This is a genomic window from Herpetosiphon llansteffanensis, from assembly GCF_003205875.1.
Taxonomy (GTDB): domain Bacteria; phylum Chloroflexota; class Chloroflexia; order Chloroflexales; family Herpetosiphonaceae; genus Herpetosiphon; species Herpetosiphon llansteffanensis.
This window is the reverse complement of sequence record NZ_PUBZ01000111.1, coordinates 1-19,809: the sequence shown is the minus strand read 5'-3', so window position 1 is coordinate 19,809 and position 19,809 is coordinate 1. Positions and strand designations below refer to the sequence as shown.

General features: G+C 51.7%; 13 protein-coding genes and 1 pseudogene. 7 read left to right on the top strand and 7 right to left on the bottom strand.

Going from position 1 to position 19,809, the window contains the following annotated elements; translation table 11 throughout:
- Positions 1-16: 16 nt before the first annotated feature.
- Positions 17-802, top strand: a complete 786-nt coding sequence (locus C5S61_RS17180; protein ID WP_110516817.1) for a tetratricopeptide repeat protein — start codon at positions 17-19, stop codon at positions 800-802.
- Here the strand turns inward: C5S61_RS17180 and C5S61_RS17175 are convergent.
- Together C5S61_RS17175 and C5S61_RS17170 are read right to left on the bottom strand one after the other, a co-directional pair.
- Entirely contained in the window at positions 799-1,569 is a 771-nt protein-coding gene (locus tag C5S61_RS17175; RefSeq protein WP_110516815.1) for an ABC transporter substrate-binding protein, read from the bottom strand. The two genes, C5S61_RS17180 and C5S61_RS17175, sit on opposite strands and share 4 nt — an antisense overlap.
- Before the next feature lie 7 nt (positions 1,570-1,576).
- Positions 1,577-3,433: a MutS-related protein gene (locus tag C5S61_RS17170; protein ID WP_110516813.1), complete on the bottom strand. Its 1,857-nt coding sequence runs from the start codon at positions 3,431-3,433 to the stop codon at positions 1,577-1,579.
- Between the two features lie 522 nt (positions 3,434-3,955).
- On the opposite strand from C5S61_RS17170, the gene C5S61_RS17160 reads away from it, so the two are divergent.
- Complete coding sequence (locus C5S61_RS17160; RefSeq protein WP_124033452.1) at positions 3,956-5,965, top strand: hypothetical protein; 2,010 nt, start codon at positions 3,956-3,958, stop codon at positions 5,963-5,965.
- Between the two features lie 51 nt (positions 5,966-6,016).
- Here C5S61_RS17160 and C5S61_RS17155 read toward each other — a convergent pair whose 3' ends face one another.
- Both C5S61_RS17155 and C5S61_RS17150 read right to left on the bottom strand, forming a co-directional pair.
- Positions 6,017-7,948 (bottom strand): B12-binding domain-containing radical SAM protein, encoded by a 1,932-nt coding sequence (locus tag C5S61_RS17155; RefSeq protein ID WP_110516807.1) that lies wholly within the window; start codon positions 7,946-7,948, stop codon positions 6,017-6,019.
- An 81-nt stretch (positions 7,949-8,029) separates the two neighbouring features.
- On the bottom strand, positions 8,030-11,101 hold the full coding sequence (locus C5S61_RS17150; RefSeq protein WP_110516805.1) for an AAA family ATPase: 3,072 nt from the start codon (positions 11,099-11,101) through the stop codon (positions 8,030-8,032).
- A gap of 121 nt (positions 11,102-11,222) precedes the next feature.
- Here C5S61_RS17150 and C5S61_RS17145 point away from each other — a divergent pair.
- Positions 11,223-11,555 (top strand): annotated as a pseudogene (locus tag C5S61_RS17145) (FKBP-type peptidyl-prolyl cis-trans isomerase); the annotation flags it as partial.
- Between the two features lie 46 nt (positions 11,556-11,601).
- Here C5S61_RS17145 and C5S61_RS17140 read toward each other — a convergent pair.
- The 3 genes from C5S61_RS17140 to C5S61_RS17130 are packed head-to-tail and all read right to left on the bottom strand — an operon-like array spanning position 11,602 to position 15,153.
- Positions 11,602-12,636 carry a HEAT repeat domain-containing protein gene (locus C5S61_RS17140; RefSeq protein ID WP_110516802.1) on the bottom strand — a complete coding sequence of 345 codons (1,035 nt, stop codon included), beginning with the start codon at positions 12,634-12,636 and terminating at the stop codon, positions 11,602-11,604.
- Entirely contained in the window at positions 12,629-13,699 is a 1,071-nt protein-coding gene (locus tag C5S61_RS17135) for an alpha/beta hydrolase (protein WP_164689578.1), read from the bottom strand. Before C5S61_RS17135 ends, C5S61_RS17140 begins: the two co-directional genes overlap by 8 nt.
- Positions 13,675-15,153 (bottom strand): aminotransferase class V-fold PLP-dependent enzyme, encoded by a 1,479-nt coding sequence (locus C5S61_RS17130; protein ID WP_110516800.1) that lies wholly within the window; start codon positions 15,151-15,153, stop codon positions 13,675-13,677. Before C5S61_RS17130 ends, C5S61_RS17135 begins: the two co-directional genes overlap by 25 nt.
- Before the next feature lie 109 nt (positions 15,154-15,262).
- On the opposite strand from C5S61_RS17130, the gene C5S61_RS17125 reads away from it, so the two are divergent.
- Genes C5S61_RS17125 through C5S61_RS17110 form a run of 4 tightly spaced genes read left to right on the top strand, consistent with a single transcriptional unit; the run spans position 15,263 to position 19,298 of the window.
- Positions 15,263-15,952, top strand: coding sequence for a class I SAM-dependent methyltransferase (locus C5S61_RS17125; RefSeq protein WP_110516798.1), 690 nt, complete (start codon positions 15,263-15,265; stop codon positions 15,950-15,952).
- Between the two features lie 51 nt (positions 15,953-16,003).
- Positions 16,004-17,788, top strand: coding sequence for a serine/threonine-protein kinase (locus C5S61_RS17120; RefSeq protein WP_110516796.1), 1,785 nt, complete (start codon positions 16,004-16,006; stop codon positions 17,786-17,788).
- Positions 17,789-17,790: 2 nt separating this feature from the next.
- Positions 17,791-18,525 (top strand): SIR2 family NAD-dependent protein deacylase, encoded by a 735-nt coding sequence (locus C5S61_RS17115; RefSeq protein ID WP_110516794.1) that lies wholly within the window; start codon positions 17,791-17,793, stop codon positions 18,523-18,525.
- Positions 18,526-18,548: 23 nt separating this feature from the next.
- Positions 18,549-19,298 (top strand): SIR2 family NAD-dependent protein deacylase, encoded by a 750-nt coding sequence (locus C5S61_RS17110; RefSeq protein WP_110516792.1) that lies wholly within the window; start codon positions 18,549-18,551, stop codon positions 19,296-19,298.
- The last annotated feature ends 511 nt before the right edge of the window (positions 19,299-19,809 follow it).

The window sequence follows — 19,809 nt, the reverse complement described above, 5'->3', positions numbered from 1 at the left end:
TGAAAGGGGAATTTTTGTGCTTGATCTTGAACAAACTGATGATGTAGGAACGTTATTAAGCGCTGGTCGCGAGGCTGCTCAGCGCGGCGATAAAACTGCTGCGCGGAATGCATTGCGCAAAGCATTACGGCTTGCACCCAATGATGTTAATGTGTTGATTGCCTTGGCCGAGGTGGTTGGCACATTCAACGAGCGCCGTTTATTGCTTGAACAAGCCTTGCAACTAGAGCCAGAGAATATTGCGGCTCAAGGTGCTTTGGCGGCACTCAAAAGTGGCGCGGCCAATCCGCATCCAGCGGTGAATGTGCCGCCGATCGATGCAACGCCGTTGCTGGCTCCAACCAGCGAGACGCTGTATTGCTATCGTCACCCAACGGTCGAAACCGGCTTGCGCTGTATTCAATGTACGCGGCCAATTTGCTCGAAATGTAGCGAACGCACACCAGTTGGCTTTATTTGCCCTGAATGTCGTAAAGAACGCCGTTCGCCAATTTACCAAGTTGAGCCGCTTGATGCGGTTAAGGCTGGGGCGATTAGTCTCGTCATTGGTGGGATTGGAGCCTATATTTGTAGCTTTTTCCCGCTGTTTCTCTTCTTTTTTATGGGTGCTGTGATTGGCGAAACAATTATGCGGGTGATCGATTGGGCCACGCGTAAACGGGGCTTAGTGATGCAGATTGCTGGGGCTGGGGCCTTTGCGCTGGGGGCGATTCTGGCGGCTTTTTTTGCAGTTGGTTTCAATATTGGGTTAATCATTTTCTTGGTGATCGGGGTTAGCACGTTGGTGGCGCGTTTGCGTTAGGGAAACCATTTTTGATTGAGCTTGGCAATCCAGCCCTCGGCGTGGAGTTGGCCAAGCTCACGGTTAATTTGATTGTGCAATTCGTAGGCCGTAATTGGCATTGCCAAGACAAATGGCTCGTAGCTGAGGCTAGCAAGCGTGCGCGTTTGCTGGCGATTATTGGTTTCTAGGGCTGTCAAATTACTAACAATCGCCCCATCAGCAAAGCCACGCACCACCTGATCAGCGGCGGCGATTTCGGTATATGGGCTATTGGCGATGCGTTGCGGGCTGAACAATTGGCGGGCAAGGCTCTCGCCTGGTGAGCCAAGTTGCACCGCAATCAAGCCGCTTAATTGGCTTTGTTGGGTGATTGGATTCGTATTACTGACCAATAATTGTTGGCCGCCATCAAGGTATGCTTGGCTATAACGGGCGCGCCAAGCCTCAGCTGGGTTCTGAATAATGCCCGCTGCAATCAGATCAACTTGATTCGGATTGGCCGGATCGATTGCCGGAAACAAGCCATCGTAGCCAATTTGCCGCCACTCAACCTGCAAATCGAGGCGGCGCGCCAATTCTTCGACCAGATCGACATCGTAGCCGATAGGCTTTTGGCCATCCAATTGGGCAAATGGCAAAAAGCCAAAATCGGTGCCAACCACCAAAACCCCACGCGCTTTAGCTCGTTGCCAAACAGGATCATCAGCGCCGCCTTGGCTGCGGGTTGCTAGCCAAGCGTAGCCCAATAGAATGCAAATTACCAGAATATCGAACAAACGGCGCATGCGGAACCTACTCGCTAGTGGCGGCACTCAACGGCACATCCTGATCGACCAAGCCAACAATTTCCATTAATTTGAGTGCGTTGGTGCTGGGCGCTAAACCAGCCCGCAATTGATAATCGAAGGTCATGGTTGGGCCGTTCTCGCCCCGCTCAAAGTGCTCGGTGAGATACCACGGCTGGCTGATGGCAGCAATATCAGGAGCGGTTGCCAGCGATAAATCGTGGGTTGAAACCGCACCAATCGCGCCCAAACCAATCAAGCGGGCAATGATATGGCGCGCAGCAACGGTTCGCTCACGGGTGTTGGTGCCATGCAAAATTTCATCCAACAGAAATAAGGCTTTTTGGCCAGCAGCCCGCGCTTGCTCAACCTCATTCAAGACCATTTTGAGCCTCAACAATTCGGCCATATAGTACGAAACGCCTTGTTCAAGCGAGTCGTTGATGCGCATGCTGGTGGCTAATCGGAGGACTGGCAGTTGCAAGCTGCTGGCACAGACGACGCTGCCGGTTTGGGCTAGCACAATATTCAGGCCGATGGCGCGCATCAAGGTGCTTTTGCCCGCCATATTCGAGCCAGTGATCAAAAATAGCGTGCCTGTTGGCCCGATGCTCAAATCGTTGGCGACAGCTTTATCGGGGCGCAACAATGGATGGGCCATGCCGGTTGCGATAACCTGATCGGCTGCATGAATGTGGGCTTGCGTCCAGCTTGGATGGTCGGCTTGCAAGGTGGCGAGTGCCGCCAAGGATTCAACCTCGCCCAAGGTAGTGAGCCAGTTGCGAGCTTGACCGCGCACGTCGCGTTGCCAGCGTTCCAGCAACCAGCCGATATGAATATTCCACAGGCTAAAGCCTTGCAGCACAATATAAAAATAGCTAAACCGCTGATCAGCGAGGCTAAGCAAGCGACTTAAACGGGCCATTTGCTGATCGGCCCGCACGCTGTTGGCGGTTAATTGGCTTTGGGCTTGGCGCAACAATGCTGCTTGAAATTGTGGCTCGTTGATGGCCCGAAAGAGCGCGCCAAAGCCAGCAAAGCCTTTGCGCCGTGCACTAACCGCCATGATCACCTGATTGGCCCACAAGCCTAAGCCATTGCTCACGATGATGTTGATAATAAATAAAATCAGCCAGTAGGGCACATTCGTCCAGCCCGCCAAATAGGCGACCAAGCCAGCAATTGGCCCGATTGGTAACAAACGCGCGAGCCAAACCACCCACATGCGGCTCAGCACACGCGCTGGCTGTTCTGTCCAAAGCAAAAATTGCTCAAAATCTTGGCGTTCGGCGCTGACATGATGGGCAGCCACGTGTAATTCTTCACGAAATTGCACGTTTTGCGCTAGCTCGGCAATTGCTTGTTGGCGATCGTTAATCGTGTTTGGTGGTGCAGGAGCCAAAAGCCATGTTAGTAGGGTATCCAAGCCCAAGGCGGTGGGCAAATGGCCAAGTAAGTGTAGTAACGATGCGCGGCCAACCAAATCTAAATCGTTGGCATACGAATCGGCGGGAATTTCTAGGCTTGGCACACGCAAGGGCAAATTGGCCCAATCGCGCTCTAAACGTAGTACCCCAAATTGATTTAATTGATACAGCGCTTCAGTCCGTTGGCGTTGTTCTTCAACGCTATTGTGCTGAATCAAAATCCAAACAAAGCCAACCAACAATGCTGCTGCTACGCCAAACCACCATGGGGCGTTGGCAAAGCCAAAAATCAAGGCAAAGAGAGCAGCACCAAATACGAGCAAACGCAGATTGGCAAAGCGATCTGAGCGTTGGCGGAGTTGGGTTAATGCTGCTTGATAGCTAGCGCTGCGTTGGCGATAGATTTCGATTGGGGTGGCTTGGTTTGAGCTTGACATGTATCTTCCTGCGGCATTCAATCGCGGATAACGTCAGTCATCATACCATATTGGGGATCGGGTTTTGATCCACGAAGAGCACGAAGAGCACGAAGGATGAGGCTGATGGCTTCAGGCTATGGGCTATCGGATGCATGGATAAAAATTGCCATGATCAGCCAATAGCCAAGAGCCATACTTCCTCTGCGTTAAACCCTTGATCCACAAAGGATGGAAACCACGAAGATCGCGAAGCTTTTTTTTCGCCACAGATTCCACGAATTTTTCGCCACAGATTGCACAGATTAGCTAGATTGTATTCCCAATAGCCAATAGCCCATAGCCTATAGCCAGAACTTCTCTGCTCTTCATCCTTCATCCTTCATCCTTATTAGCTATCTGGGTTAATCGTAAAATGTGCGCACAAAAAGCCCTATCTAGCATATAGTGAAAACCTCTATCTGTTGTAGTAGGAGGAAGTTCGCGTTGGGAAGCAAACATTTTCGGACGCTCATGAGCTTAATCTTGATCATAATGGGGTTAATGGCGAGCACGTTGTTGAGTGCTGTGGCTCAGCAACCAGCACCATTAGGCCCAATTGAAGGTACATGGGATAGCTCGCTGGGTAATAGTTTTCACAAGGCTGGTTCGATCAATTCGTTGAGCCTCGATGCTGACAATAATTTGTATGTTGCTGGCGATTTCAATTATCTCAACCAAACCGAAGTTAATGGCTTGGCGCGTTGGGATGGCACAAACTGGCACGGTTATGGGCTTCAGCCAACCGATAATGGCAAAATTCGCAAGGTACTGAGTTTTGATAATAGCCTGTTTGCGATTGGCAGTTTTACTGAATTGCAACAAGCTCGTAATAATATTGCCCGCTGGGATGGCACGCAGTTTCAAGCAATTGGCAATGGACTAACTGGCCACCTGACCCAATATCCGACCGAAACCTATGCTGCTGCCCTTGCCAGCTTCGACGATACTTTGTTTGTCGGCGGCGATTTTACCTATTTCGCTGGTCGCCCTGCCTATGGGATTGGCCAGTGGGATGGTGAGGTTATTTCGCAAACCGTTGATTTTGAGTGGATGGTTAACAGTTTTGCTTCGAATGGCACTGAATTAATTGCAGGCGGTAACTTTACGGCGGTTGGCAACGTTTCAAGTCATTTAGCTCGCTTGGTTAATAATCAATGGCAGCCATTTGATGTAGGCATTGCTAATACCTACTTTAAAGTGTACGACACCCAAAATACGATTTATTTAGCAGGCTATCGACAGGCTAGCAATAACTATCAGTTGTATCGTTTGAATGGTACGAACGCGATTAGCGTTGGCAATCCACTAAACCATTCGATCGATAATCTTGTTGGCATTGGCTCGGAAATCTATATTCAAAGCAATGATCAATTATTCAAGTTGATAAATAATCAATGGCAAGCGCCAAATTTGCCATTTACGATTAACAAATTAACTGCGCTGACCGCGACGACTTCAACGTTGTATCTTGGCGGTGAATTGCAATTAAATGGTAATTCGAGCCAAATTATTGCTTGGAATGGCACGCAAGCGCGAAGCTTAGCCACCTTGTTTGCGATTGATCATAAAACCATGCTGAGTGGTGATGCTGGCCGACCGATTGTTATCAATCATAAACAACAAACTGGCCCCGATTCCTCGATTCGGCGTTGGAATGGCACGATTTGGCAAACCCTTGCAACGACCAGCACCTATTCATTTGGTGGGATGCAGATGCAGCGGGTTAATGATCAGTTGTTCAGCTTTTTCTATGAGCCACAAGCATTTATTCAAGCTCAGCCAGCCAGTAAAGTTTGGCGCTTTGATGGCGCTGCATTGACCCCGATTGCAGTTGATCTGCCCAGTATGTCTGGTTGGTATCAATCAGGCTCGCAAATGTTTACCTATCTCGCCGAGCCACAAGCCACCCTGCCCATCACTGGAATTTATGAATTCGATGGTACGAGTTTGCAGCATCGACTACAACCAGCTTGGTTTGATGCTTTTGATCAGCTTTTCTTCTTTAACCAACATTTCTATGCAATCAATGTTATTCCTGATATGAACGCCGATTATCTAGAAATTCGCCGGTGGAATAACCAAACGTGGGAAGTTCTCAAGTTTATAGAATTACCTGATGCAGATTATCAATTTTTGCTGTGGAATCAGCGGTTGTTGATGGCAAGCAGCCTTGGTAAGCTCTACGAAATTGATGCTGCTGGCAATCTGAACGAGCTTGCAAGCGCCGATGGTGGCATCTATGCCTTAGTTGGGCGTGATGATGGCGCAGTTTATCTTGGCGGCGATTTCAATACAATTGATGGGGTGGCGACTGGCCCAATTGCGCGCTTTGATGGCACGGATTTCCATGGTTTATCCAGCCAGCCCAATGGCCGCGTGACTTCGCTCAGTGTTGATCGCAATTACTTGTATGTTGGTGGCAATTTCACCAACGTTGGGGCAACGCCATCGTTGGGTGTGGCAGTCTTTGCTGAAATCAAAAATATTTATTTGCCGATGGCAAGCCGCTAGCTACTGTTGCTTTTCCCCTTGCCCGCATTCCGTGGGCGAGGGGCTTTGTTTTTAACCATCTGCTAGCGGCGCTAAAATTGGCAAATGCTCGCTCAGCTCTTGCCATGCTGGCTCGAAGTGCTCAGCCTCAAGCACGATTCCCGTGCCACCGCGCCGATTCAGCTCTGGAATTGCTGTTGTAGCTTGATCGGCTGGTACGCGCCAAACTACCTCGGCAATGCCTTCATAGCTCAAGGGATCAATCGGTTCTTGCCAATTGCAGTTAATCCACCAGCGCGGCGTAACTTGCACCCAATCAGGCTCTGCTTGCCAGCGCCGATAGACCGCAATCCGATCAAGGTAGCCAATGCTGTGCGGCCAGCGCTGTTGGAGTTGTCGTAATGCGTTGGGGTCAAGCGGCTGATCGAGCACAATATCCCAGTGAATAGTCAGATTGGCTTGGGCAATCGGCCAACAAAAGGCTTCAAGCACCGCCAAATCGCTCTGTTTGGCCACAACCACCACATGGCTGGCAACCTGATGGGCATAGCTTTGGCCTTGAGTTTGCCATTGCTCCAAGCTTAATTTCGCCCGACAATCTAAAACGATCGTGCGAATTGGTTGGTCGATAACCTGAATTGCTTGTTCGCAGGTTTGCAGCCAAACGTCGCTGGGCGGTTGGGGCATGCCTTCAATTGCCAACGGATCAAGCCCTGCTTGTTCGCGCAGATCCCAGCGCAAGGCACGGAGTTGTTGGTAGTTGAGCCAGTTGGTGGCCAAAATATAATAGGGTGGTCGCATTTGAAACTGCATGCCAAAACGTTCGGCTTCGTTGCGCACGCCAGTGCCTGGTAGCACTTGCAAGGTGAAAATATCGTAATCGCCCAGTTCTTGCTGTTGAATCCATTCGATCGTGGCGTGGGTGCTGGCGGCATCATCTTCGGGTAAGCCCAAAATCACATCGAGCAACACAGCCACGCCATGCTGGTACAAACGGCGCGTTCCCTCGGCCCATTTGTCAAGGTCGGTGCGACGACCAACCGCTTGCAAGGCAGTACGATTGGCACTTTGCAAGCCAACTTCGGCCACAGTTAGGCCTGCTTGCACCATGGCCTCAACACTTTCGGGCTTCAGATGCTCGCCCCGTAATTCAGCATAAATTGGGGTTGGCTCAGGCTGGTTGATCGTGTGTAGGCCACGCATCAATTCGCGAAAATTAGGCAATAAATTAAGATTTGCCTCGACAAAGTGAATTGCGCGTGCGCCGCGCTGCCGTGCCCACGCCACTTCGGCCAACACCCGCTCGCTGCCAAACATACGTCCGCCAAGTTTTGTGCCCAAATTGCGCCCATACAAACAAAATGTACAGCCATACGGACACCAGCGCGAGCATTCGATAAAGGCAATTTCGCCAGCCCGCAGCTCCAAAAAGCCCAGCAAATAGGGCGATGGAATTGGATCGAGGCTGCCCATGGCGGGGCGCGGCAAGCCAGCATGCAATTGGCCAGCCTGATATTGCAATGTGCCAGCAACCAAGGGATACGGCAACGCAACCTGATTATGCATCGGCAGGCTAATTTGCTGCTGCTGTTGTTCGAGCGCCAGCAACAATTCGCTAAATGTTTGCTCGCCCTCGCCCTCAACTGCAATATCAACCGCTGGATGCTCCAAAACCCACGCATTATTGCGCTGCACTTCAGGGCCGCCAACGACCACAATCAAGCTTGGCAGCATTTGTTTGAGCAGGCTTGCAAGCTGCAACGAGCGCTCGCTATTCCAGGTGTACAGCGAAATCCCCAGCACATCGGGATTTTGGCTGCTGATCCAATCACAAATTAAGCCATCGCCACCACGATCAGCAATATCGCGCGGCACAATCTCAATCTGCATGCGCTCAAGCAAGCCTTGGTTATAGGCCCACGCTTTGAGGTAGCCCGCTGCCAGCGGCACATTGGCCGCCGGATTATTGGGCACTGGAAGTTGAAGAAGGACGATTTTTAGCATGCGAATGATTTCTATTTAAACGCAGAGCCACAGAGAAGCCATTATCTCGGCTATGTTCTATGCTCTATGTTCTATGCTCTTTTAATTGACTGCCCAGCGCGAGCCATCATCATACTTGGTAATTTCGATTTGAACTGGGAATTGATCTTTCAATTCTTGAATGTGGGTGATGACCAAGATTCGATTGAAATCTGCTTGCACTTGGGTAATCGCTTCGACCAAGCGCTCGCGTCCGCGACCATCTTGCGAGCCAAAACCCTCGTCGATAATCAAGGTTTGTAAATTTGCTCCTGCGCGGCGGGCCAGCATTTTGCTCATGGCAATCCGAATGGCAAAGTTGATGCGGAAGGCCTCGCCACCGCTATACAAATCGTAGCGGCGCGTGCCTTGTTCGTCGGCAATTTGAATATCGAGGGTTTCGCTGGTATCGCCCTTTTTGGTTTCGCGTTGGGTTTCAAAGCGCAAGTGCATTTGATTATCGGTCATGCGGCTGAGCAATTCGTTGGCTTCACGCTCAAGCTCTGGAATCGCCGTTTCGATCAGCATTGCTTGAATGCCTTTTTTGCCAAACGCTTTGACTAATTCGCTGTGAATATCGCGTTGCTCTTGCACTGTGAGCAATTCTTTTTCTGCGTCGGCCAATTGCTCGGCAACTTGGGCCACATGCTGCACGTTTTGCTGGGCTGCACCCAAATCTTTTTGGGCAACCGCCAAACGGCCACGAAACTCGTTGATTGTGCGCTGGGCGTTTTCTGCTGCTTGCACAGCGGCTGGCAATTGGGCCAATTCTTGATTGAGTTGATTGATTGTGACTTGAACTTGAGCCAAATCTTGGCGTTGGCGCTCGATCAACTCGGCCAAGCGTTGGGCTTGGCGTTGGTTATTGGCCAAATTAGTTTGGGCCGACCGCAGTTGATGATATTCGCCTTCCCAATGGCCAAGGCTGGCAACTGCTTCGCGCACTTCTTGGTGGCGTTGCGAGGCATAGCCCAAATCGGCCATTTGCTGATAAATAGCATCTGCTTGTTGTTGGGCGGCTTGGGCAAATTGGCGGCTATCAAGCTGCACTTGCAAGCTCAAAATGGTTTCATGCAAGGCGGCGTTTTGGGTTTCTGCGGCCTGAATTCGCTCAAGTTGCTCGTGCAGCACAGCAGCTTTGGCTTCGATTGAACCACGTTGGGCCAAACGCTGCTCAAGCTGGGCAATTAATTGATTATTGGCTTGGCGTTGCGCATCAAGCGCTTTTTGATCAAGCCCTAGTTCGCTGATTTCTGCTTGGGCTTGGGCCAAGGCGGTGCGTTCTTCGTGAGCAAAATCGCCATGTTCGATGCGTTGATTCAAATCGCGCAGCGTGCTTTCGGCCTCGCTGCGTTTGTTGCGCTGCTCTTGGGCTTCGCTAATTTGGCCTTCCAAGCGACCAACTGTGGCCGCCAAGCTGCTGAGTTGGGCAACCTTGCGCTCGAGGCCTTGAATTTCGCGTTGGCGCGCTTCGTATTCGTTGCTTAGTTGCTTGCGAGCTTGCTTGGCCTCACGATATTGATCGCGCATATCGTCGCGCTCAACCGTATATTGCTCGATCACCTGCTGAATGCCATTGTGGCCAATATCGCTGCGACAGAGCGGGCAATTGGTATCGTGGGTTGCGCGCAGTTCATCGATTTTGACGTTAATTTGTAAGCCAAGTTGATGTAAATTGCTTTCTTGGGCCGAGAGTTCGCCAAGTTGCTTGGCATCTTGTTGGTCGCGGCTGCGCATTTCTTGCAGTTTGCGTTCGTCGCGAATCAGGGCTTTTTGTTGGGCAATCGAGGTTTCAAATTCGCTGCGCCAGCGCGATTCGTTGGCCAAGAAGTTGTCGGCCTCGATAATGCGCCGATTTTGCTCTTCGCGGGCAGCAATTAGTGAATCGCCGCGCACGTTGATCAGGCCTTGCAAGCGTTGAACTTCGACATGCAATTGGGTTAAGTTGGTGCTTTGTTGTTCGAGTTCGCTGCGTTGGCTGCGGGCTTGTTGCAACTGGTCTTGATCATCGGCAAAGCTGGCTAGTTGTTCGGCGAGCGCTGCCAAATCTGCTTGTTTGCTCAGTTTGCTGCCAATTAATTCGGCGTTGATTTGCTGATCGCGCTGATGTTGTTGCAATTGATGTTGCAAGGCTAATTCTTCGCGCTCAACCAAGGCCAATTGTTCTTTGCGTTGATCATTGAGTTGCAAGATTTGTTCGCGCAATTGATCGAGCAGGCCAAGATCCTCGCGGGCAGTTTTTAATGCTTGAAAATTGGTTTCGATTTCGCTTTGGCGCTCAACGATGGCTTGGGCCACGCCAATATCTTGAGCTAATTGGCGATAATCTGCATCACTTTCGCTGATTTGGCGTTCGAGGTCGCGGCTGCGGCCAAGTTCGCGATCGCGCTCAGCTTTGCGGGTTTCCAAGGCGCGGCGTTGCTGGTCTGCTTGTTCAAAAATTGTGCTGGCTTGCTCAATTTCATGGCCGAGTTGCTGCACCCGCTGTTGGGCTTCGGCCTCTTGGCTCAGGTAAAAATCACGCTTGTTGACCCATTCGCGATAGCTGGTGATAGTGCCTTCGAGACCTTGGGCACGATCGCTGAAGTAGCGCACTTGCTCTTTGGCGCGGAATTCTAGTTTGTCATAATCATCGAGGCCTAAAATTTCGGCGAGCACTCGTTTGCGTTCAGCAGGCGCTTTGCGGGTAAACTCATCGGCTTTGCCTTGCACCAAGAAGGCGCTGTTGATGAAGGTATCGTATTCCATGCGCAGCACATCGTGAATCACCTCTTGGGTTTCGCGAATGCTATTGCCCGAAATTGCGCGCCAGCCGCCATTGGTTTCGATTTGCACTTCGAGGATAGTTTGGCCGCGTTTGGCTGAAGAACGGCGGCGCAGCACCCGATAGCGATTATTTGCAACACTAAATTGCAAATCAACTTCCATCTCTTGAGCGCCAAGCGCAATCAATTCGTCGTCGGATGAGACGCGCGCTTTGCCCCACAATGCCCACGTAATTGCATCGAGCAAGGCCGATTTGCCTGCGCCATTCTCGCCCGACAAACAAGCAACGTGAATCCCCTCTAGATCGAGGGTTGGCACATCGTCGCGATAACACATAAAATTACGAACACGCAGCTTCTCTGGCAACATCCGGCGCACTCCTACCCAAGCGTACAAATTTGCTAGTTTCTATTATAGCCTGAATTGCGAATTTTCCTATGTTCCTTGATAATGGGCGCAATAATTCTCAGAGGAGGCTCTTTCGATGCAAACAACTCCATCGGGCTTACGCTACGAAGAACAGGTTGTCGGAACCGGCGCGCAACCTAAAGCGGGCCAAACGGTGATTGTTCACTATACAGGGACGCTCACCAATGGAACCAAATTCGATAGCTCGGTTGATCGCGGTGAGCCATTTGAGTTCATTTTGGGCGTTGGCCAAGTGATCAAAGGCTGGGATGAAGGCTTATCGACGATGAATGTTGGTGGCAAGCGCAAATTGTATATTCCAGGCGATTTGGCCTACGGCGAGCGTGGCTACCCTGGGGTTATTCCACCAAATGCAGAATTGATCTTCGATGTGGAGTTGATCGGGGTTCGTTAATCATCAGGCCAGCGTTCAATTCGTTTGAACGCTGGCCTGTTTTTATTTAATCTTTGAGGGCGGTAACTGCGCCTAGAGCTGCCTCGTGCACATATTGGTCGCTATCTAAAACGGCGGTGCGTAGTGCGGCCAATACATCAGCGGTTGCCGCAGTTTGGCCCATTGCGGCGAGGGCATTGGCTGCCGCCTCGCGGGCGTAGGGGTCAGCATCCTGCAATACCGTAATCAGGCTATCCAAAATGCTAGGCGTGACCATGGCACTGCCCAATTGGCCCAACACCAAACATGCCGCCGAGCGCACAAAACTATCATCATGAAACAGCGCAGTAGTGAGCACTTCGCGGCTCAAGCCATCGATCAATTGATTGCGCAGCGTGCCAATCGAACGTGCCGCAGCATAACGCGCCCCCAAATCTCGGTCATACAAAGCCACATGAAAGAGCCGTTCGCGCAGGTGTGAAGCCAGTGGGCTTTGCGCGCGGCCAAGCTGGCGTGCTCCCGCAGCGCGTACCATGGCCACGCGATCGCTCAGAGCTTGTTCAATTAATTGCCAATCGCTGCCAGTGTAGTGGCCTCGGCGGGTGTGCAACGAGCGCACGGTGCTGTAGCGAGTTTGCCATGGCACTTCGTTCAGCGCGTGGCGCAATTCAGTTAATTCGCCATTACGCCGATAAGGCTCAATCTCGTCGCTCAGGCTTTGGCGCAACCATTGGGCTTCTGCATCGTCGAGCGTGTGCAGCAGATGTTCAATCACATCGAGTTTGAGCAAAACCTGCTCAATCACCAAGCGCAAACTGGGCGAATGTTCAAACTCGCTCCAAAGCAGTTGCTGGCTATAGCGCAGGGTGCTAGCGTTATGAATCAGAAAGTTCGTGCCAGTGGTTTGGGTAATCGTTGCCAAGGTGACAACAGCGCGCAAAGGCTGATTGCTGAAAGCCTGAAAAAACGGCTCAAGCACCAAACTGCTCAAATAGTAGGTTAAGCGTTCGGTGCCATAAATGCCCATCTCGGTTTGCGGGGCGCGTACAAAGCGGCGCAGGCGTTGCAAAATATCGGCGCGCCAAATTTCTAGATCAAACATTGATTGCTCCTTCGCTCGATTCGATTCTCTCGTGAATCCACGTCGTAATTGCGGTTAGCGGAAAGCTCTCCATTGGTAGCGTCAGATGGCTGTGTTCAGGCATCAGTTGCAATGTTACGTCGGGAATGGTCGCTAGGTTGCTCAAAACTGCCTGATAGGGTGCAATGCGGTCGCGCTCGCCGTAGACCAACAAGATTGGCGCACGAATCCGGCTGAGCGAATCGTTCAGGTTAAGCGTTGGAAAAAGCTGGTTAAAGCCAATTGCGATGCGCATTGGTGGCGCTTGCCATTGTTGCCACAGCTGAAACAAGGTCATGCGGTCGGGGTATTGCCAGAATGATGGGCGCAAGAAGGCGCGTAGTTCGCTGCGAATATAATGATTGCTATCGAGATCAAGCACAACTGGCGAGCCAATAATCACTAAACCATCAACTGCAACCCCATCGGCGATGGCGCGCGAGCCAATACAACCGCCCAAACTGACCGCAACCACAACCACCTTTTGGGCATGCTGGCGCAACCAAGCGACTCCCGCTGCAACATCGGTGTTGCTATCGGGCACATCTAAGGTACGCGGGTTTTCGCCTTGGCCAGCAAGATCAATTGCCAACACGCTAAACCCAGCCCGCTGTAGTTGGTCGATGGCGCGGGTGGCGTAGCGCGTTTTATCGTTGCCAGCGCCGTGTAAGTAGAGAATCGCGGTATTGGTGTGCGATTTGGCATACCACAACCCAGGCACATGCTGGCCAGAATCGAGCATAATCTTGATTGGCTCGCAGCTGCTTGAGCCAGCAGCAAAATTGCGCAGCGGGTTATGCCACAAACTGCGCAGCGAGGCCAAGCCTAATTGCACTGGCACAGCCAACCAAACACTTAGCCAACGCCAGCGCCCGCCACGCCAGCCCCAAACTGCCAGCAACGCGCCAAGAACGCCGTCGTTGCGGCGTTGTGCTAGCCAGCCAAGGTTGGGTGCATTCGCAATTGCACTCAGCAAATTGAACATGCCAAGCCAGCCAAGCAGCCCGCGCCCAAATTTAATTAATGTTCGACCAAATCGCAACACTGAAACCACGCTCCTATATCTTGTTGAACTGGCTGGCGATGCCGCCATTCATTGGTTTTGTTGGAATAATGATAATCGTTGGCCCAATTATCGCTGTTGCGCACAACCTGATCAAGTGCATCAAGCACATAGTCTGCTTCCTGATCGGTCGTTGTTGGATGGATCGAGAGACGTACCCAGCCCGGCTTGCCCGATAAATCGCCTTGATCAATCCGATCGGTGATGCGTTTGGAACGCTGTGGATCGACGTGCAACAGATAGTGGCCATAGGTTCCAGCGCATGAGCAGCCGCCGCGCACTTGCACTCCAAAACGATCGTTGAGCAGTTGCACAACCAAGTTGTAGTGCAGGTTTTCAATATAGAACGAAAAAATTCCCTGCCGTTGTTCCACGTGATCGGCGAGAATGTGCAAGCGCTGAATTGAGCGCAAACCTTGGAATAAACGCTGAGTCAGCTGAGCCTCGCGAGCTTCGATTTGCTCAACGCCCATTGTTTGCTTGAGTTGCAAGGCCAGCGCGGCCTTGATGGTTTGCAAAAAGGCTGGAGTTCCGCCATCCTCGCGGGCCTCAATATCGCTGATGAAACTATGGCCCATCCATGGGTTCGTCCAATTAACCGTGCCACCGCCTGGCTGGTCGGGCACGCGATTGTGGTAGAGCTTGCTGCTGAAAACCAGTACGCCAGGTGTAGCTGGGCCGCCCAAACATTTATGCGGCGAGAAATAAATTGCATCAAGCGCCGCATTTGGGTCAGTTGGGTGCATATCAATGGCAACATAGGGCGCTGAAGCAGAAAAATCGACGAAGCAAACCCCGCCGTGAGCGTGCATTACCTGCGCCAATTCGTGGTAGGGCGTGCGAATACCAGTAACATTCGAGCAGGCGGTGAATGCGCCGATTTTAACGCTGCGTTCGGCGTAGGCTGGCAGCAAGGCATCCAAATTCGCTGGATCGATCAAGCCTTGCTCATCGGGCGGCACAACCACAACCTCGGCAATGGTTTCGAGCCACGACGTATGGTTGGAATGATGCTCCATATGCGAGATGAACACGACAGGCCGCTCGTGTTTGGCGAATTTAATATGTTCGGCCCACTGTTCGGGCATGCGCAAGCCCAAAATACGCTGAAACTTATTGACCACGGCGGTCATACCTGAGCCTGCCAAAATCAACACATCATCGCTGGCGGCGTTGACATGCTGCTTGATCAAGCGTTGGGCAAAATGGTAGGCTTCGGTCATCGATGTGCCAGTGACATTGGATTCGGAGTGGGTATTGCCGACGAATGGCCCAAAAACATGCAGCATTTGCTGCTCAATCGGGGCATATAAACGCCCGCTCGCCGTCCAATCTGCATAAACTATTGGCAGCGAGCCATAAGGTGTCATAAAATGCTGATCGATCCCAACAATCTGACGGCGAAAAGCTGCAAAGTGGCGAACAAGCTCGTGCATACACGCTCCTTAGTCGCGGCGTTGCGACCAGCGATGGTTGTTTGCCCAATGGTTGATTATAGACTGCGAATGCTGCTAGCCACAAGAGGGCTATGCTATAATCGGGCCTATGATTTGGATTTGGCTGCTAAGTAGTGTCGTTGTGGTGCTGGGGTTGCTGTATTGGCTGATTATTATTGGCGAAGGCAGCTATTTTGGTCGTGGGGTTGTGCGCTGGATTTACAGTCGTGGTGCATCGATTTATGATCGAGTGCGTAGCAATGTTACAATCCACGATGAGGTGCATCTTGGTGGGCCGTTGCGCGTAGCCTTGATGGCCTTGCCACAGGCGGCGACGCTTGATGTTGGCACTGGAACTGGCCGCGTTCCCTTATTGATTGCACGCGAAACGTGGTTTGCTGGGGCGATTCATGGGCTTGATCTGACGGCAGCGATGTTGGCGCAAGCCAAACACAAAGCCCACCAAGCAGGATTCGCCGAACGCATCCAATGGCACGAAGGCAGTGGCGATCAATTACAACGCTGGCCTGATCAAAGCTTTGGCGTGGTAACATGTTTAGAAGCTTTGGAATATTTTCCCCGTCCACGGCGGGCAATCGCTGAAATGTGGCGGGTTTTACAACCAGAAGGTACATTAATCATCAGCACTTGGACACCACGGCATGCCCGTTGGTTGCCAGGCAAAGCTTGGACAGCCGAGCAATTGCAGCAATTATTACAGCATTTTGGCTGCTGCGATTGTGAAATTCGGCCTTGGCAAGCTGATGCTTATGAGTTAGTTATTGCGGTCAAACCGTAGCCCTTGGCGTAGTGTCGAGATCTGCTCGGCGTTGCAAGGTGAATGTAATTTATGACGCAACCTGCTGCTCCTTCAACACCATTACTCCACAATCGCTATCGCGTTCAAGCCCGTTTGGGCGAGAATCGCTTGGCATTGGTGTTTCGGGCAACCGACGAACGGCTGAGTCGTTCAGTTTTAGTCCATCTGCTGCGCCCCGACTTGTTAGAAAACGCTCAATTACGCAAGCGATTTAATGATGAGGCTCAAGGCCTTGCCAAACGCACCCATCCTGGCTTGCTCGATGTCTATGATAATGGCGAGGTTGGTAATCGGCCCTACATGATTACCGAGGATGTCGATGGCGAATTATTGCGCGATCGCTTGCCGTTCTCTGCCGAACGAGCGCTGGAGGTGCTGCGCCAAGTGGTTGGGGCGGTTTCGATTACGATTACGACCCAAACGCCTACGCCGCCGATTGGCTCACGCGCGATTTTGCTTACCAGCACCGATCGGGCGGTGTTAATCGAGCCTTGGTGGCTGAGCAACGAAGAATTACGCGCTGATATGCAGGCCTATCGTGCGCCAGAACGCTTGAATGGTGGTGCGCCTGATGAGCGTTCGGTGGTCTACAGCCTTGGCTTACTAGGCTACGAACTGCTGACCGGCATTACGCCTGATGCAACGACTAAAGATCTGCCATCGATCTATCAGCAAGTTAATGGCTTTGTGCCATCATTGGTGGCAGCGCTGCATGCGGCGACTACCAACGATCCTAATCAACGCACGGCGACAGTTGCCGCCTTGGCGCGTGATTTAGCGGCAGTGGATTCTGCTGCTGATGCGCCGACTAAGCAATTGGTGCGGCCATTGCCTGCGCTGCGCGATACGATGCGCGATATGCGCCAAAATTTGACCCAACGGCGAACCCAACCAACGCCCACGCCACCGCCACGCCAAGCACCATCGGCCAGTGCTGCACCCAATTGGAATGTTGCGCCGCCCAAGCCGATGATGCCACCGCGCCAAGCGCCGCCACCAATTCAGCAACAAGCGGTGCAACAACCGCCAGCCCAATATTATGCGCCGCAACCATCTCCGCCAGTGCAACAAGGGATTAGCCGCGAAGAATTGCGTAGTGAATTGCGCAGTGAAATTCGGCGTGAGACCTATCGCCGTGGCTGTTTGAATTTCATCTGGCGGCGGGCATTTGGCCTAGGTTTAATTACTTTATTAGTGGTTGGCTGTGTTTGGGGCTTTACCTTTGGCCGCAATTGGCTGCTGAGCGGGGCTGCCAAAACCTGGGCTTGTGGCTATATTCCAGGCTGGGCCTGTAACTTGCTGCCTGGAACCCAAACTGAAACCTATGTGATCATTCAAGATAATACGCCGGTGTACACCAACCAAGATCGCAATAGTGCTTTGGTGGTGACCTTGCCGCGTAATACCGAAGTGATCATTCGCGATCCTGCTACCAATTTGACTAGCAATGGTTGGGCCAAAATCGAAATTAGCGATTATCAAGGTCGCCGGATTACTGGTTGGATTGATAGCTTGAATATGGGCAAGCCGCAACCAACGGTCAAGCCAGATGAGCCAGATCTGCCAACGACAACTGGCGAGTTGATTTTCAAGACCTCGCAAGAAAGCAATGTGCGTTCGACCGCCGAATATAAAAATGATGGTAGCAATATTATCATGTCGATTCCGGCTAATACCCGTGTTGTTGCACCCGATCCAAATGCAATTGTGACCCAAGGTGGCATTGTCTGGATCAATATTGTGTTTGAAAAAGATGGTCAAGCGATGACCGGTTGGATTTCGCGTGATCTTTTGCAGCAGGAGGAAACCCCTTGAGCGTGTTCGATTTGCCAGACGTTTTGTTGCAACGCTTACGCAATGCCCAATCAATTACCGTGCTGACTGGTGGCGGCTTGGCTCAAGAATGTGGGATTCCCAGTTTTCGCGAGGCCCAGCAACGCGAAGAACGTTGGGCTGGCTATGAGCCGCAGGAATTGGCAACGGTTGAAGCATTCTTGCGCAATCCACGCTTAGTTTGGGAATGGTTTGCCTACCGTCGAGGTTTGGCTCAAGCTGCTGAACCAAGTGCAGCGCATTATGCCTTGGTTGATTTAGAGCAACTTGTGCCAAAGTTTAAACTTATTACCCAAGCCACCGATGGTCTGCATTGGCGGGCTGGCAGTCGCGAGTTGATCGAATTACATGGCAATTTAGCGCGCATGCGTTCCTACGAAGATGGCGGCATGGTCGATTCGTGGGATGAAAACGAAATTCCGCCGCGCTGCCCACGGACTGGTGGCTATTTACGGCCCGATGTGGTGTTGTATGGCGAGGGTGTGCCGCGCGAACGCTTGCGCGAAGCCGATCAAGCGACGGTTTGCGATGTGTTTTTGTGTATTGGCACCGAGTCGGTGGTGCAGCCAGCTGCATCATTACCATTACATGCCAAACGCAATGGGGCAACGGTGATTGAAATTAATCGCCAGCCCTCGACTTTTGGCTTTTTTACCGATCACACCTTGCATGGCACGCTCGCTGAGCTACTGCCCCAATTGGTTGCCGTTTTCGAATAAGCAGATTGAGCGAGGAGTTGGTTATGGCCAAATTTCCTGAAGAAATTTTGCAACGTTTACGCCAAGCAGAACGAATCGCAATTTTAACTGGTGCTGGCATTTCGGCGGAGAGCGGAATTCCAACCTTTCGTGATGCGCAAACAGGTTTCTGGTCGCGCATGAAGCCAGAAGATTTGGCGACACCAGAAGCATTTGAGCGTAATCCCAAGTTGGTTTGGGATTGGTACGCCTACCGTCGTGAAATCGTTGAGCAGGCTAGCCCCAATGCTGGGCATTATGCGTTGGCAACGATGGCAAACCATGTGCCAAACTTAACTTTGATTACCCAAAATGTTGATAGTTTGCATCAACGAGCTGGCTCGACCAATGTTTTGGAACTGCATGGCAACATTGGGCGCGTCAAATGCTCCAAAGAGCATGTGGTAATCGAAGAATCTGCTTGGTTGCCAGCAGAAGAAATTGGAGTGCCCCATTGTCCGCGCTGTAAAGCCTTGTTGCGGCCTGATATTGTCTGGTTTGGCGAAGTTTTGCCAACCAAAACCTTTAATCATGCCAAAGCGGCTTGTATTCAAGCAGATGTAGTGTTTTCAATTGGCACATCGGGCTTAGTGCCACCCGCTGCCACGTTGCCAGTTACAGCGATTGAGCATGGAGCCTATGGCATCGAAGTCAACACCGATCAGACCTATCTTTCCGAGACGTTTGAATGTTGTTTGCGTGGCGCGAGCGGCATCATCTTGCCAGCCTTAGTCAAAGCAGCGTGGCCGTTGTAGAAGGATGAGGGATGAAGGATGAAGGATGAAGGATGAGGGATGAAGGATGAAGGATGAGGGATGAAGGATGAAGCCGAGGGGTCAGGGGCTAGGGGCCAGCGTAACGTCAAAAGTCAAAAATCAAAATGGAGGTCGGGGGTCAGGGATCGGGGTCTGGGGATCAGCGGTTAGGCCAATAGCCACTAGCCCATCACCCCGCTCCCTTCGCGTGCTTCGCGTGCTTCGCGGTTCCTTTTCTTCGTGTCCTGCGTGGATCAGGATGGTGGGATTTGACACGGCTTCCAATCTGCGGTAGAATTCACGGGCTGTCAACGCATGACTGAATCACATCGGTCACGACACCAACAACTGACAAATTCGCCCACGCCTGACTGATTTGACAAAGATTGGCGGCTGTGGTAGAATCCTCAGGCTGTTGACCGACAGCACACGATGTTTGCTCAACATCACACAATTTGACGATTTGCTCCGCTCCGATGTGCATCTGCCATCAGCGGATTTTTTATCGCCA

Excerpts from the sequence above, each read along its gene's own strand:
- C5S61_RS17175 (WP_110516815.1), bottom strand. The coding sequence starts at position 1,569 with ATGCGCCGTTTGTTCGATATTCTGGTAATTTGCATTCTATTGGGCTAC.
- C5S61_RS17170 (WP_110516813.1), bottom strand. The coding sequence starts at position 3,433 with ATGTCAAGCTCAAACCAAGCCACCCCAATCGAAATCTATCGCCAACGC.
- C5S61_RS17160 (WP_124033452.1), top strand. The coding sequence starts at position 3,956 with ATGGCGAGCACGTTGTTGAGTGCTGTGGCTCAGCAACCAGCACCATTA.
- C5S61_RS17155 (WP_110516807.1), bottom strand. The coding sequence starts at position 7,948 with ATGCTAAAAATCGTCCTTCTTCAACTTCCAGTGCCCAATAATCCGGCG.
- C5S61_RS17150 (WP_110516805.1), bottom strand. The coding sequence starts at position 11,101 with ATGTTGCCAGAGAAGCTGCGTGTTCGTAATTTTATGTGTTATCGCGAC.
- C5S61_RS17140 (WP_110516802.1), bottom strand. The coding sequence starts at position 12,636 with ATGTTTGATCTAGAAATTTGGCGCGCCGATATTTTGCAACGCCTGCGC.
- C5S61_RS17130 (WP_110516800.1), bottom strand. The coding sequence starts at position 15,153 with ATGCACGAGCTTGTTCGCCACTTTGCAGCTTTTCGCCGTCAGATTGTT.
- C5S61_RS17125 (WP_110516798.1), top strand. The coding sequence starts at position 15,263 with ATGATTTGGATTTGGCTGCTAAGTAGTGTCGTTGTGGTGCTGGGGTTG.
- C5S61_RS17120 (WP_110516796.1), top strand. The coding sequence starts at position 16,004 with ATGACGCAACCTGCTGCTCCTTCAACACCATTACTCCACAATCGCTAT.
- C5S61_RS17110 (WP_110516792.1), top strand. The coding sequence starts at position 18,549 with ATGGCCAAATTTCCTGAAGAAATTTTGCAACGTTTACGCCAAGCAGAA.